9 protein-coding genes and 1 other RNA gene are annotated in these 14,889 nt (G+C 64.3%); 2 read left to right on the top strand and 8 right to left on the bottom strand.

Translation table 11 applies throughout. The features are described 5' to 3' along the window. On the bottom strand, positions 1 to 858 hold the full coding sequence (locus VIN30_RS11010; protein WP_338211542.1) for a VTT domain-containing protein: 858 nt from the start codon (positions 856 to 858) through the stop codon (positions 1 to 3). A 65-nt stretch (positions 859 to 923) separates the two neighbouring features. Then, positions 924 to 1,017, bottom strand: an RNA gene (gene ffs, locus VIN30_RS11015) — signal recognition particle sRNA small type. Between the two features lie 245 nt (positions 1,018 to 1,262). Here ffs and VIN30_RS11020 point away from each other — a divergent pair. After that, positions 1,263 to 2,927 (top strand): hypothetical protein, encoded by a 1,665-nt coding sequence (locus tag VIN30_RS11020; RefSeq protein WP_338211543.1) that lies wholly within the window; start codon positions 1,263 to 1,265, stop codon positions 2,925 to 2,927. 6 nt (positions 2,928 to 2,933) lie between these two features. Here the strand turns inward: VIN30_RS11020 and cimA are convergent, their stop codons facing one another. Next, positions 2,934 to 4,535, bottom strand: coding sequence for a citramalate synthase (gene cimA, locus VIN30_RS11025; RefSeq protein ID WP_338211544.1), 1,602 nt, complete (start codon positions 4,533 to 4,535; stop codon positions 2,934 to 2,936). Positions 4,536 to 4,749: 214 nt separating this feature from the next. On the opposite strand from cimA, the gene VIN30_RS11030 reads away from it, so the two are divergent. Then, on the top strand, positions 4,750 to 6,114 hold the full coding sequence (locus tag VIN30_RS11030; RefSeq protein WP_338211545.1) for a CapA family protein: 1,365 nt from the start codon (positions 4,750 to 4,752) through the stop codon (positions 6,112 to 6,114). Between the two features lie 60 nt (positions 6,115 to 6,174). Here VIN30_RS11030 and aspS read toward each other — a convergent pair whose 3' ends face one another. From aspS to VIN30_RS11055, 5 genes are all read right to left on the bottom strand, one after another. Beyond that, a complete protein-coding gene (gene aspS / locus VIN30_RS11035) occupies positions 6,175 to 7,956 on the bottom strand; it encodes an aspartate--tRNA ligase (RefSeq protein WP_338211546.1) in 1,782 nt (593 codons plus the stop codon). A 181-nt stretch (positions 7,957 to 8,137) separates the two neighbouring features. Then, positions 8,138 to 10,795: an aconitate hydratase AcnA gene (gene acnA, locus VIN30_RS11040; RefSeq protein WP_338211547.1), complete on the bottom strand. Its 2,658-nt coding sequence runs from the start codon at positions 10,793 to 10,795 to the stop codon at positions 8,138 to 8,140. Between the two features lie 20 nt (positions 10,796 to 10,815). Continuing rightward, complete coding sequence (locus VIN30_RS11045; RefSeq protein ID WP_338211548.1) at positions 10,816 to 11,421, bottom strand: HEAT repeat domain-containing protein; 606 nt, start codon at positions 11,419 to 11,421, stop codon at positions 10,816 to 10,818. A gap of 139 nt (positions 11,422 to 11,560) precedes the next feature. Beyond that, a complete protein-coding gene (locus VIN30_RS11050) occupies positions 11,561 to 12,649 on the bottom strand; it encodes a coiled-coil domain-containing protein (protein WP_338211550.1) in 1,089 nt (362 codons plus the stop codon). 37 nt (positions 12,650 to 12,686) lie between these two features. Continuing rightward, positions 12,687 to 14,627, bottom strand: a complete 1,941-nt coding sequence (locus tag VIN30_RS11055; RefSeq protein ID WP_338211552.1) for an acyltransferase family protein — start codon at positions 14,625 to 14,627, stop codon at positions 12,687 to 12,689. Positions 14,628 to 14,889 lie beyond the last annotated feature (262 nt).

Below are 14,889 nucleotides of genomic sequence, written 5' to 3' on the forward strand. Positions count from 1 at the left end.
CTATTCCCCGTCTTTCTCCTCAGATGCGGAAGGCGTCGCCGGTGCGGAAAGCTCCTGCCCGTCCGCGGCCTGCTCGGCAGCCACCCGCGCGCGGGCCTCGGCCTTGGCGGCGGCCTCGGCACGCAGCACCTTCTCCTCGGTCAGCTCGCGCTGGTACTCGGCCTCGCTCACGCGCTCCTCGGCCTGGGCCACCGGGTCGCCCGCCTTGGCGCGGCGCCCCGTCATGGCGGCCTTGATAACCCCGATAAACGCCGGGGCCACCGACACCGCCACAATGCCCAGCACGATCACCTCGAAGTGCTCCTGTACGAAGGGCACGCCGCCGAAAAAATATCCCACCAGCACGAACAAGCTCACCCAGCTCACGCCGCCGATAACGTTGAAGAACGTGAACTTCCCGAAGTTCATATGCCCCGTACCCGCAATGAACGGCGCAAAGGTGCGGAAAAACGGCATGAAGCGCGTGATGACGATGGTCAGGCCGCCGTAGCGCTCGAAGAAGTGGTCGAGCTTGGCCATACGCTCGGGCGTGAGGGCCTTCACTTTCCCCGAATCGATGATGCGGCTGCCGAACAAGCGCGCGATCCAGTAGTTCGAGGTGTTGCCCAGAATAGCCGCCGCCCAGAACACGACAAGCGTGGCCCAGATGTTCAGGCCGCCGCCGTCGGCGGAGAACACACCGGCCGCGAACAGGAGCGAGTCGCCCGGCAGAAACGGGAAGAACACCAGCCCCGTCTCCACGAATACGATGAGGAACAGCGGCGTGTACACCCACACCGGCCCCAGCGCGATAATCCAGCCGGCGATGAAGCCGCGCGGGTCTTTCAGCAGGTTGATGAAGAAGTCGATAATGCCCATGGGACGTGCGAACCTTTCAAACAGCGCCCGATTCGCGGGCGCGCAACGACGTCATGAAAAAGTGCCCCGAATAGGTATGGGCGCTCGTCAGCGGTCCCTTATGGCTGCTTCCTCCCGGACCTGACCAGGTTCGGAACTTGTCGCCGCCCATACCCATTCGAGGCACTCGAACTCGTAAGGCCCTAGTATAGGGCATCCGCGGCAACGCGCGGATGCCGCGGGCCTGCGCAAACCAAACTTCCACAGGGAAACGCCCCCAGAGAAGAGCATGCGCCGCCCCTATCGCGTGGTTTCCTGCCGTTCGCGTTAAGGAATTTGTAAGAACTTCCCCTTACAGGGCCGTGAATTGATACTATTCTTCCTACGAGAAACCATCCTGAAACGACGCACCTCCGAGGAAGACCATGACCCGTTCCGACTACAGTCGCTCCGACGACGCGCATCGCCGGCGTCCCCCCGCGGGGCTGACGCTGTCCACGGGACGCTTCGAAGGTCGCTCCCGTTCATCTTCCCAGCCGCGCCGCACGCGCCACAATCCCCTGCGCGACCAGGAACCCTACCGATCAGAGCGCCGTCCCGAACGGGATCGGCCGTCGCGCCACGCGCCTGCGTCCACCCGTCACTCGGGGCGCGGCCGCAGCTCCCAGCGCGACATCTACGTCGACGACCGCTACGACACCTCCTACGACGACGCGCCCCGCGGCGGCGCGCGCGTCGGCAGCTCGCTGGCCGACTCCCTCATTACGCTCGTGCCGTCGTTCCGCAAGGCCAGCGGTCACGGCGGCTCGTTCCACCGCGGATTCGACCTGCGCACCATGGGACTCGGCCTGGTTGCCATCGCCCTGGCCGTGGTGCTCGTCATGGCCGTGGCCCACGTGGGACCCTTCGCGCCGGCGCACATCGAAGATCGTTCGACGCACGTGGGAGCCCTCGGCGCCGCGGCGGCCGTCGGCAACGGCGGATACATCGCCCAAGGCGTAGCCACCCAGATCAGCCTCGCGCGACCCGTGGAGCCCGACCTGGCCGCGCTGCCGGCCCACGACGTCACCCGCGAGGATATCAGCTCGCTTTCCGGCCAGGAAACGCCCTTCGTGTTCTCACTCGGCCCCACCGAGGGCGAAAACGTCGGCGCCCCGGTGCTGAGCGACCAGTCGCTGGTGCAACTGAGCAACGCCCTGGCTTACTACGAGACGAACGACTACAACGTGGGCTACCTGCTGATGGACCTGGGCACGGGCCGCGGTATTGCCGGCAATCTGGACGAGACTATCTACGGCGCCAGTTCCTTCAAGGGTCCGTTCTGCACTTACGTGGCGGAAAAGGAACTGTCCAGCAACATCGACAAGGTGAAGTCGTCCCGCCGCGAGCAGATCGAGAACATCATCATCTGGTCGGACAACAAGTCCTACAGCAAGCTGCGGCGCACCTTCGGCACCGATGGCATGGAAGACTGGTTGGCCGAGGCCGGGGTGAACACCTCGCTGGTGGACGACACCTCGTTCCCCCATTACACCGCCCGCCAGTCGGCCCTTATGTGGCTGAAGATCTACGCTTTCTTGAACGAGACCGATAACTCCACGGCCCAGTGGCTCTCCGACACCTTCGGAAAGACCGAGGTGTCCTTCCTGCGCAACGGCGCCCTGGGAACCACCAGCGCCGGCAGCACCGACTACCTCCCCAGCGAAGACTCCGGCGAGCAGGAAGCCGCCGAGGAGCAGGCCATCGACGAAGGAGACGAGCTCCAGGCCGACGGCGACCAGCAAGAGGACGGCACCGGCGAAGCAGCGGACGACGGCATGGAGGCCGTGGCGGCAGCCATTGCCGAGGATGCTGCCGAGGGGCACGATGCCACGGTCACCTCCATCGGCACGAACATCACCGTGCGCAACAAAGCCGGCTGGATCAACGGCAAGGAAGACGACGCAGTGTGCGATTCGGGCATCGTCACCATCAACGACCGCGACTACCTGATGGTCATCATGACCGGCGCGCCCGATTCCGCCGAGGGCGAGCGCGCCTTCGCCCACTTGGCCCGCACCCTGCTGGAAATCCGCGGCGACCTCGTGTAGCGGCGCCTACTGCCCCGCGCGCACCCGGGCGCAATGCAGCCCGTATTCCAGGGAATCCACCAGCGCGTTCCACGATGCCTCGATAACGTTCTCGGATACGCCCACCGTGCCCCAGGTATCCACCCCGTCGGTGGCTGTGATGGTCACGCGGGTAATGGCGTCGGTTCCCTGGCTCTCGTCGAGCAAGCGCACTTTGTAGTCGGTCAGCTCCATGGCCGCCACCTGCGGATACGACTCCACAATGGCCATGCGCAGCGCATTGTCGAGGGCGCCCACGGGGCCAGCGCTCTCGCCGGTAGCCACAAAGCGCGCTTCGCCCACATGAATCTTCACGGTAGCCTCGGAAAGCGCGTCTTTGGCCAGGGCGCCCGTGTCCTCCCGATCGTCAACGATCACGCGGAAACTCTCCAGGGTGAAGGCCGGCTGATAGGTGCCCACATGACGCATCAGCAGCAGCCCCAGCGACCCGTCCGCCACCTCGTAGGTGAAGCCCCGAGCCTCCCGATTCTTAATGTCGTCGAGCACCGCCTGGGCGTCAACGCCCGCCGCCGTCAAATCGAACCCCAGGCTTAAGGCCTTCTGCAGAAGCGATGCCTTGCCCGCCAGCTCGCTCACCAGCATGCGGGCGCCGTTGCCCACCGCCGCCGGGCTCACATGCTCGTAAGCCTCGGGGAAGCGGGCGATGGCGCTGGCGTGCAAGCCGCCCTTATGGGCGAAGGCGCTGGCCCCGCTGTAGGGATGGTGGGACGATACCGACACATTGCACAACTCGGCCACGTACTGGGACAAGCTCGTCAGCTGGGTGAGGCGGTCCGTGCCCACGGTGACGCATCCCATCTTCAGCTCCAAATCGGCGATCACCGTCAGCAAGTCGGCATTGCCCACGCGCTCTCCGATGCCGTTCACCGTACCCTGCACCTGGGTGGCACCGGCGCGCACCGCGGCCAGCGTGTTGGCCACCGCGCAGCCGGAGTCGTTGTGGCAGTGGATGCCGAAGCGGGCCGCGGGATACGCCGCACGCACCGCGCCCACGATCTCCTCTACCTCGAACGGCAGCGCCCCGCCATTGGTCTCGCACAGATCAACGGAAGCCGCCCCGGCCTTCACCGCCGCCGCCACGCACGCCAGGGCATAGGAGGCATTCGCCTTGTAGCCGTCGAAGAAATGCTCGGCATCGAACACCACCTCGCGCCCCGCCGCCACCAGATAGGCCACCGACTCGGCGATCATGCGCAGATTCTCATCGAGCGTCGTGCGCAACGCGCGCTCCACCTGGGCATCCCACGTCTTCCCCACGATGGTCACCACCGGCGCGCCCGAGGCCAGCAAGTCGGCCAGCCCTTCGTCATCGGCGGCAGCCACCTCCTTGCGGCACGTGGAGCCGAACGCGGCGATGCGGGCATGGTGCAGATCCATAGCGTCCACTTCGCGGAAGAAGGCGAGATCCTTCGGATTCGACGCGGGGTAGCCACCCTCGATGATGTCGATGCCGAACTCGTCCAAGCGTCGCACTATCGCCAGCTTGTCCTCCAGCGACAGCGTGATGCCCTCGCACTGCTCCCCGTCCCGCAACGTGGTGTCGTAGGTGACGATACGCTTCTCCGCCATGAAACCGCTCTCCATCCGCTCGCATTCCTTACCAGAACGCTTATTGTACCGCGTATTGCGAGCAGATTTTGCCCATGAAACCTCGCGCCTCATCTCCGACTCCCAAAGAAGGCAACCGCGCGGAGCCGTCTTGGGCTATGATGGAATGGCGAAATGCGCACCTTTCCCGAGAACTTCGGGAAAGCCACCCGGTGAGAACGTTTCGAGGTTTTCCATGACCGACCAGCACCGCCCCGCAAGGCGTCCCGCCAACCGTCCGAATGCGCGCCGCGTTCACGACTCCGCCCGCGCTGACGGCCGCCACTCGCACGAGCATCGCACCCCCTCCCGCACCGGCCATCACCCCAGGCCTCGTCCTGCCGGACCGGAAGGCGCTTCGCGCAGGGTCACCCGACGAGGCGCCGCCTCCGCTCCGGCTCGCACCCCTCGCGGCACGAGCCGCCACCAGGAGCACAACGCGCCATCCCCGTCCCGCTCGCTGGTCGTTATCTTCGCCGCCATCGTCCTTATTGCCGGCGCCGGCGGCCTCTGGGCGCTCGCCCACAACGGTTCTGCAAGTTCCCCTGACAGCACCGCAAGCGCTCCTGCCGCCAGTACACCCGACGACACCCTCGCCGCGAATGACGCGACAGCCCCCGCCGAACCGGTCACCGTCACCATTACGTTCGCCGGCGACTGCACACTCGGTACCGAGGAGCGCTTCGGCCAAAGCGCGGCTTTCCCCGCGGTGTACGAGAAGAAGGGACCCGACTACTTCTTCGCCAACGTGAAGGACATCCTTTCGGCCGACGACCTCACCGTGGCCAACTGCGAATGTGTGCTCACCCAGGCGAACACACGCGAAGACAAAGAGTACGCCTACAAGGGCGACCCCGCCTACGCCAGCTTGTTCGCCGAAGCAAGCATCGATGCCGTGTCGGTGTCGAACAACCACAACCGCGACTACGGCGCCGAAAGCTACGACGACACCATCGCGGCCCTTGCGGAAGCAGGCGTGGACGCGTTCGGCGACGACCTTATCGTCTACGAGGAAGTCAAAGGCGTGAAGGTCGCCCTCATTGGCGCGAAGATGATCAGCGCGCCTTTGGAGGAGATGCAGCCCAAGGTGGAAGCCGCCGTTCACGAGGCCCAGAACGCCGGGGCGCAGATCATCGTGGTGTTCATGCACTGGGGCATTATGCGCGAGTACACCCCCACCGACGACATGATCACCCTCGCCCACGCCGCCATCGACGCCGGGGCCACAACGGTGGTGGGTGCGCACCAGCATGTCGTGCAGGGCTACGAGAAGTATAACGGCCGCTACATTGCGTACGGTCTGGGCAACTTCTGCTACGGCGGCAGCCTCACTCTGCGCGATCCCGACTGCTACCTCTTCCGGCAGACATTCACGGTGAGCGAAAACGGCGTCGAGGCCGATGATGCCGTCGAGATCATACCGTGCCTCATCTCGTCGAGCAGCGACCGCAACAACTACCAGCCCACCCTCGCCGAGGGCTCCGACAAGGAGCGCATCGAGCAGAAAATCGCCGACAGCAGCGCCAATATAGCCGCGCGCTCAGAAGAGTCCGCACATTAAAAACCCGCCCCCGGTTCGCCGGGGGCGGGCTCATGTTCAAGACGCCTTGCGGTCTTCGCGTTACAGAATGCGCAGGTTCACGTCCTTCAGCTGGCGACCGGTCACCGCGGAGGGAGCGCCCGTCATGGGGTCGCTCGCCGAGGAAGTCTTCGGGAAGGCGATGACGTCGCGGATGGAGTCCTTGCGGGCCAGAAGCATCACCAGGCGATCCAAGCCCAGCGCGATGCCGCCATGCGGCGGGGCGCCCAGCTCCAGCGCGTGGATGAGGTGGCCGAACTTCTCGTCGATCTGCTCGTCGGTAAGGCCCACGACGCGCAGGATGCGGCGCTGCTCCTCGGCATTATGGATACGGATAGTGCCGCCGCCCACCTCGAAGCCGTCCATGACCAGGTCGTAGGAATAGCTGCCGCAGGACAAGGGATCGCTCTCGATCTTATCCAGATCCTCCTTCAGCACATGGGTGAAGGGATGGTGCTCGGCGGCGTACTTCTTCTCGTCCTCGTCGTAGCGGAACATGGGGAAGTTCACCACCCACAGCAGCGCATGGCCCTCGCAGGGGACGTCCAGCGCGTCGGCCATGTGCAGGCGCAGGGCGGAAAGCACGGCGTTGGCAACCTCGGGCGTATCCGCCGCGAACAGCAGCAGGTCGCCGGGCTCCACCTCCATCTCGGCCTTCAGCGCCGCCCACTCCTCGTCGGTGAAGAACTTCTTGATGGGGCTCTTCTCCTGGCCGTCGGTGGTGAACGCCACCCAGGCCATGCCCTTGGCACCGTTGGCCTCGGCGATGGAAGCGAGCTTCTCCACCTCGCCGCGGGACCAGTCGCCGGCACCCTTGGCGTTGATGGCCTTCACCACACCGCCCGATTGGGCCACCGAAGCGAACACTTTGAAGCCGGTGTCCTTCACAATGTCGGTGATGTCGTGCAAAAGCATGCCGAAGCGCACGTCGGGACGGTCGCAACCGTAGTCGCGCATGGCGTCGGCGTACTGCATCTTCTGCAGCGGGAAGGTCACGTCAGTCACACCCACGGCCTTCAAGGTCTCGGCCATGACGCCTTCCATCATATCGGTCACGTCATCGCCCTCGACGAAGGACATCTCGATGTCCACCTGGGTGAACTCAGGCTGACGGTCGGCGCGCAGGTCCTCGTCGCGGAAGCAGCGGGCGATCTGGTAGTAGCGCTCCACGCCGGCGCACATCAGCATCTGCTTGAACTGCTGAGGGCTCTGGGGCAGAGCGTAGAACTTGCCGGGGTTCGGACGGCTCGGCACGATGTAGTCGCGGGCACCCTCGGGCGTGGAGTTCGCCAAAATGGGCGTCTCGATCTCCAGGAAGCCGCGCTCGTCCAGCGCCCGGCGCATGGCCTGGGTCACCGTGTGGCGCAGCTTCAGGTTAGCGAGCATCTCCGGACGGCGGATGTCCAGGTAGCGCCACTTCATACGCGTGGTCTCATCGGTCTCGATACCGTCCTCGATGGAGAAGGGCGGCGTCACCGAGGTGTTCAGCACCTCCAGCGCGCTGGCCAAAACCTCAATCTCGCCGGTGACCATGTTCGGGTTCACGGCCTCGGGAGCGCGCTCGCGCACGCGACCCGACACCTTCAGCACGTATTCGCGGCCCAGATGCTCGGCCTTCTGGAAATCCTCCGCGCTCACGCAATCCGGATCCACGACCACCTGAGTGTAACCCTCGCGGTCGCGCAGGTCGATGAAGATAAGGCCGCCGTGGTCGCGCGTATGCCACGCCCAGCCGCACAAAGTCACCTCTTGGTTCACGTCGGTTGCCCGCAGCTGTCCGCAGGTGGCCGTGTGCATGCAATATTCGTTGCGGAAGTCTTCCATGATTGTTTCGTATCTCCTAGGGGTCTTCTAAAATCACGTGCCCGTAATCGTACCCCAAACCACCCGCTTACGCCAGCTTTTCCGCACGTTCTACGGAGAGCGCCGAAAACACAGCGGGCGGCGGAAAGCCCCCTTTCCGCCGCCCGCGACAATTCTCTAGATCAAATTATCCAGCACGCATCTAGTCGATCAGATCGCGCAGCACGTACTGCAGGATGCCGCCGTTCTCGTAGTAGCGGCCTTCCGTGGGGGTATCGATACGCACGGTGGCGTCAAACTCCGCAGTGCTTCCATCGGCACGCTCGGCCGCCACTTTCACGACCGCCGGGTTCGGCAGGCCCGCCGAGAAGTCGATGGGGGCCACGGTGATGGTCTCGGAGCCGTCAAGCCCCAGCGTCTCGGCATTCTGGCCCTCCAAGAACTGCAGCGGCAGAATGCCCATGCCGATGAGGTTGGAGCGATGGATGCGCTCGAAGCTCTCGGCGATGGCCACGCGCACGCCGAGCAACATGGGGCCCTTCGCCGCCCAGTCGCGGGAGCTTCCCGAGCCGTACATCTTGCCCGCGAGCACCGCCGCCGGGGCGCCGGCGGCCTTGTAGTTCTCGGCCGCGTAGTACAAAGGCGAAATCTCACCGGTGGTGAAGTCGCGGGTCCAGCCGCCCTTGCGTCCACAGGCCAGCTTGTTCGCCAGCTTCACGTTGGCGAAGGTGCCGCGCATCATCACCTCGTGGTTGCCGCGGCGGCTGCCATAGGTGTTGAAGTCGGTCGGGGCCACACCGTGAGCCTCCAGATACTCCGCAGCGGGCATATCCGGCGCAATGGCGCCGGCCGGCGAGATATGGTCGGTGGTGATGAAGTCTCCGAAGTTGCCCAGCACCCGCGCGCCCTCGATGGCGTCTTGGCCGCGCACCTCGCGACCCATGCCGTCGAAGTACGGGGGACGGCGCACGTAAGTGGATTCCTCGTCCCAGGCAAAGGTGTCGCTCGGCTCAGCCCCTAAGGCCTGCCAGGCGGCATCGCCCTCGAACATGCCCGCAGCCCCCTGCTCGTACAAGTCAGCGGTCACGAACTGGTCCACCAGCGCGGCCACTTCGGCCTTGTCGGGCACGATATCGGCAAAGTACACCGGATTGCCCTGCTCATCGGCGCCGAGCGCGTCGTGCGCCAGGTCGATGTCCATGGTGCCGGCAATGGCGTAGGCGATCACGTTGGCCGGCTGCATCAGGTAGTTCTGCGACACGTCCGGCGAGATGCGCCCTTCGAAGTTGCGGTTGCCGGAAAGCACGCTCGCCAGCTCGATATCGTCGGCCACGGCGTGCATCTGCTCCATAAGCGGACCGGAGTTGCCGATGCAACTCATGCAGCCGAAGCCGCAGGTGTAGAAACCCAGCTGGCGCAGCGGTTCGGTCAGCCCCGCGCGCTCCAGCAGAAGCTCGGTCGCACGGCTGCCCGGAGCCAGGATGGTCTTCACCCAAGGCGCGGGCGCCAGGCCGCGCTCAGCGGCGTTGCGGGCCATAAGGCCCGTGGCAATCATCATAGCCTGATCGGTAGCCGTGGTGCAGCTCGTCACGGCGGCGATGGCAATGGCGCCGTGGGTCAGCTCGTGGTCTACGCCGTTAATCTCCACATGCACCGTGGCGTCATCGAGCCCGCGCTCGGCGCAGATGGCGCGGAAGCGCTCGCCCGCCGCGTCAAGGTCGATACGGTCGTGGGGACGCGAGGGGCCGGCGATAGAAGGCCGCACGCTGCCCAGATCGAGCTCGATCACCTCGGCGTAGGCCCGCGGCTCGGCCGCAGGGTCGTTCCAATAGCCCTGGGCCTTCGCGTAGGCCTCCACGAGCGCCACCTGGCCGTCGGACCGGCCCGTCAAACGCAGGTAGTCCAGCGTCTTCTCATCCACGGGGAACAGCGTGCAGGTGCTGCCGTATTCCGGAGTCATATTCGAAATGCAGGCGCGTTGCGTGGCGGAAAGGGCCGACACGCCCGGGCCGAAGCACTCCACAAAGCAGCCCACCACGCCGCGCTCGCGCAGCATAGCCGCAAAGGTAAGCGACACATCCATAGCCGACACGCCCTCGCCCAGCTCACCAGTGAGCCTCACGCCGATAACGCGGGGCACGAGCGTGGTAATGGGCTGGCCAAGCGCCGCAGCCTCGGCCTCGATGCCGCCGACGCCCCAGCCGAGCACGCCGATGCCGTTGGCCGTGGGCGTGTGGGAGTCGGTGCCCACCAGCGTGTCGAAGTACACCACCGGCGTGCCATCGGCGCCCACGAGGCCCGCCGGCGACTCCATAACCACGCTGGCGAACTTCTCGATATTCAGCTGATGGCAAATGCCCTGCCCCGGCGGCACGATGCGCACGTTCTCGAAGGACTCCTGGGCCCACTTCAAAAAGTCGTAGCGCTCGGCGTTACGCGCGAACTCCAGCTTCATGTTCTCGTCCATGCAGCCGGCACAGCCGGCCTCATCGGCGATGACCGAATGATCGATGACCAAATCGCACGGCACCTGGGGGTTGATCTTCTTAGGATCGCCGCCCAAATCGGCACAAGCCTCGCGCATCACGGCGAAGTCAACGAACACCGGTACGCCGGTGAAGTCCTGGAACAGCACGCGGGCCGGAGAGAACTCCACCTCCTCGCCCGTCTCGCCCGCCAGGCCGGCGGTCACGATGCGGTCGGCCATGGCCGTCGCCTCCTCGGGCGTACGGGCGCAACGCAGCGCGTTTTCCAGCAGTACCGTCAACGAGAACGGCAGGCGCTCCGATCCCCGAACAGCCGCCACGGGATAGTAGGTATAGGCGGCATCCCCCACCTTCAGCGAAGATTCAAAGCTCATGGATTCCCTCTCTGTTTTCCCTATTTTTCGCAATGCTCCACAATCTGGGCTGCGCGTTTCTTCAGCATGCCGCGGCCGTTCGTCGCATCGAACCGCATGCGATCAGCCAGACCGGTTTTCACCTCAGGGGCCAACTTGCCCTGGGAAAAGTCGATGACGGCCACCAGCATATCCTGGAATTCCAAATCACCGTGATAGCACTGGATGCCCTCGTCGATAAGCGACCACACCTTCTCGGAGCGCTTCTCGGTCGTGGCGCCCAAGCGGCACAGAAAGCGCATGGCGGCCAGGCGCAAAGGACCGCTGTCCTCGTCGAACAGGGCCGCTTCTGCTCCGGGGATGGCCTTCTCGCACCCACGGGCATCCGCGGGAACCAGCTGGGCCAGCGCATCGAGGCACTCCCAGCGCGTCTGCGCCTCGGGGCGTTCCAAGGCGTCTACGAGCGACGGCGCAAACGGCACGAGCAACTCGGCGTTCTCTCGCGCTACGCCGGCGATAATGCGAGCCGCCTGCTGGCGATCGCGCCGACTGCCCGCCGCAAGGGTTTCCGTCAGCGCAGCGATAACCTCGGGGTTCTTCTGCGCGTCTGCGATTTGCTGCTTGTCTTCGGGATTCTCCGAACTCAAGGGGCACCGTCCTCTCTCGATTGCCGATACCTTGACCAGGCCGTATGTTTCCACGCAGCATTATACGCGCCGCACACGGGCGTCTATGCGCACGAAGACGATTAATACGGCCGAAGGCGCCGCCTCGAGCGGACACGTCCTAGATGGAGTTCATCTCCTCGGCGCAGCGGTCGTACCAATGCTGCCAGTTGGGCGGGCAGTACTTCTTAGCCGCGCTCTCCGACAGCGTGTAGCCATAGCCGCGGGCCAAGCCGCTTACGTGAGCGTTGATGGCCTCTTCCCAGCTGCCCCAGCTCGCATTGCCCCAACCCCAGGCGTTGTGGGGCCTGAAGCACGCAGCGCCCTTCGAGCTTTCCACAGCCGAAATAGCCGGCGACCAGCGCGGATCGACCCCGTAGTCCCAGGCAGCCGAGGCGAAGGTCTCACCCGTACCCGCCAGCGGCGAGCCTGACAGGTACCGGTTGATGCGAGGAGCCCACTGCTCCACGAACGAAGCTTTGTCACTCGACCAATCGGCCCCGTCGTCCGAGGCGCTCGTAGAAGGTACCTCCTCGGGAGCCTCTGCCTCCTCGTCGGGCGCCTCCTGCTCGGCCTCTTGAGCAGCGGCCTCCTCGGCAGCCTTCTTCGCAGCGGCCTCCTCGGCCGCCTTCCGAGCCGCCTCCTGGGCTTCCCGCTCGCGGCGCGCCTCTTCCTGGGCCTGGCGTTGGGCTTCCTCGCGCGCCTGCTGCGCCGCGGCCAGCGACGACTCGGCCGCCGCCTGCTGCTGCTCGGCCTCGGCGCGGGCCGCATCCAGCGATGCCCGCGTGGCCTCAAGCTCTTCCCGCATCGCGGCGAGGGCGCGAATGGCCTCCAAATTCCTATCTTGATAACGCGTCAGATAGTCGACCCGTACGAGGAAGTCCGTAATGCTCTCCGATGCCAGCACCATGTTGATGAGCGAGCGCCCCTCGCGGTTCATCTTGTACAGCACCGTAACGGCCTCGTCGCTTCGCTCTTGCTGCTCGGGCAGCTCCTCTTCAAGCTCGGCGATACGCTGTTCGTTATCAGCCGTCTGTTGCTCCAGCTCGGCAAGGCGCGCCACCGCCGCGTCGTAGGCCGCCGCCGATTCCTCAATCTGGCGCTGGGCATCGCTGATCTTCGCCTCGGTCTCCTCGGTAATACCCCAGGCCGAAGGCGGCGCAGACACCAGGCACGGTACCGCTAGCAGCATTGCCAGCAGCCATGTCATCGCACGCAGTGCGGGGGTTTTCCGCCCCAAAGGCCTTTTATCCCGCAACAGTGTCGTCCTTTCCCAACTGCCCCGCATCGCTCAGCGGCCCCCAGGTAATCCCGACCGGCGCGGCCTGCTCCTCGGCCGCCTGCGCAGCAGCTTCTTTTTCGTAATGCGCCTCCAGCGACGCCTGAATCATCTCCATGTACTTCTCGCAGCCCGACGGCTTCAGATGCGTACCGTCACCATCGAACCACTCGTCATGTCCCGCGCTGTAGGAATACCAGTCGATCAGCGTCACATTGTCATGGGCCTCAGCAGCCCGCGCCAGCAGATCGTTGTTAATATCCTGCAGGGGAAACGGCGTGCGCACGTTCACCACGAACACCGTTTTCTCCGGCGGAACCAGTTCAATCATAGCATTCACTTGGGGCTCGGTCGCCACACCGTTGCTTCCCAGCTCAAAGACAACAATATCTCCGTCCCAACCGGCGGCCACCTCGGCATCGTAAAATTCAGCGGCTTTGGAAAGCTGCCGCGATACCGCCGAATTCAGAACGGCATGGGGGAAGTAGCGATGGAAGGTACCATAGCCCCCGTTGTCGTTCTCGTCGCGCATGGCCGCCGTCACCGAGTCGCCAATAAGCAGGAAATCGGCATAGCGTGCCCGCTCGCGCGGCGTGGCATCAGGGTTTTGGGACGGATCGATGCACACAACTGAGTCTCGCTCCCACGAGCGCTCCACCACAGCGGGCTGATACGCCTCGCCCCCGGTTTGGGCCAAGCTCTGCTGCGTGGCCACCGGCGGTACAACCACCATCACCGCCACAGCGGCCACCACCAAGGCCGCAGTGCCCCCCAGCGGCATCAGGCGCTGCTGCACCAACCGCCCTAACGACGCCTCGCGCGTGGCCCAGGCCTTCAGGAACCGTCCGATGGCACCATGGCGGATGGGATTCTCGACAAACTGATAGGAAAACGATGCCACGGCCACAATCACCGCCACCTGGACGACGTAACCGTACCAGGGCACTTCGCCGGTGAAATTGCGCGGATTCATAAGCAGCAGCAGCGGATAATGCCACAAATATATGCTGTAAGAGCGCTTGCCGACCCACACGAGAGGAGCCCACGACAGCAGGCGGGCCATCAACGCGGGCGGGAACACCAGCGCCACGATGACAACAGCCGTCAGCACCGACACCAGAAGAATGCCGCCCTCATACAAGAAGGGCGAATAGCCGTTCACGAACACCATGAAGGCGATGATGGCTACAAAAGCGGCCGTACCGCACCAATCCACCAGATGGCGCTGCCGCGGCGTGAGGCCCCGCGGCCCGCGGCCCAACACGCGCGCTTCGGGGAATATGAACGCAAACAGCGCGCCAATCAGCAACGAGAATACGCGCGTATCGGTACCGTAGTACACGCGCGACGGATCGCCCGCAGGATCGTAGAGCAGAAACATCAACAGGGCCGACACCGCAATGAGCACCACGAGCCCCCGCTGGATGGTGCGCCGCTTTACCCGAGTGCGGAAGAGCAGCAACAACAGAGGCGGCAGAATCAAATAGAACTGCTCCTCGATGGCCAACGACCAGAAATGGTTTACCGGCGATGGCGCACCCATTGCCTCGAAGTAGCTGAGATCTTGGAAAATGAACCACCAATTGCTGAAGAAGAACAGGGCTGCTACGACGTCCTGGCGCAGACGCGTCAACAAATCAGGCGCCAAGAACGCCGTGACGACAGCGACCACCAATATAAGAAACACCACTGCAGGCACAAGTCGTCGCACCCGGTTCATCCAGAAGTGGGGCAGATCGATCGTGCCGCTCCGATTCCATTCCTTAACGAGAATGCCCGTGATCAGATAGCCCGACAGCACAAAGAAAATGGTCACGCCCATCAAGCCGCACGGCAAAATGGACGCGTCGATATGGTAGAGCACCACCGCCGCCACAGCGATCGTACGCAAACCATCTAAAGCAGGAATGTAGCCCTTACCAGCCGTTGAGCTCTCCTATCTTCTCTAATCCCCCTGGCTATTCTAATGAACTTCACCCAAAAGAAAAGACCCCATTGGACCGATGGTCCAATGGGGTCTGAGCATTTCAAAATACTGAGGGTTGAGGCAGAAGATGATTCTGCCCAATGCTGAAGACGCTTTCCTTGTCTCAGGCGGCAAAAAGCGCCCCCTGCGAGCGGAACGACCTGTCCTCCCGCGGCCTGGCGCCGCAGTACTATCGGCGATGCGG

This window comes from Adlercreutzia wanghongyangiae, assembly GCF_035989245.1.
Lineage (GTDB): Bacteria > Actinomycetota > Coriobacteriia > Coriobacteriales > Eggerthellaceae > Adlercreutzia > Adlercreutzia wanghongyangiae.

Coding starts and splice junctions, on each gene's coding strand:
- VIN30_RS11010 (WP_338211542.1), bottom strand. CDS start 858: ATGGGCATTATCGACTTCTTCATCAACCTGCTGAAAGACCCGCGCGGC.
- VIN30_RS11020 (WP_338211543.1), top strand. CDS start 1,263: ATGACCCGTTCCGACTACAGTCGCTCCGACGACGCGCATCGCCGGCGT.
- cimA (WP_338211544.1), bottom strand. CDS start 4,535: ATGGCGGAGAAGCGTATCGTCACCTACGACACCACGTTGCGGGACGGG.
- VIN30_RS11030 (WP_338211545.1), top strand. CDS start 4,750: ATGACCGACCAGCACCGCCCCGCAAGGCGTCCCGCCAACCGTCCGAAT.
- aspS (WP_338211546.1), bottom strand. CDS start 7,956: ATGGAAGACTTCCGCAACGAATATTGCATGCACACGGCCACCTGCGGA.
- acnA (WP_338211547.1), bottom strand. CDS start 10,795: ATGAGCTTTGAATCTTCGCTGAAGGTGGGGGATGCCGCCTATACCTAC.
- VIN30_RS11050 (WP_338211550.1), bottom strand. CDS start 12,649: ATGACATGGCTGCTGGCAATGCTGCTAGCGGTACCGTGCCTGGTGTCT.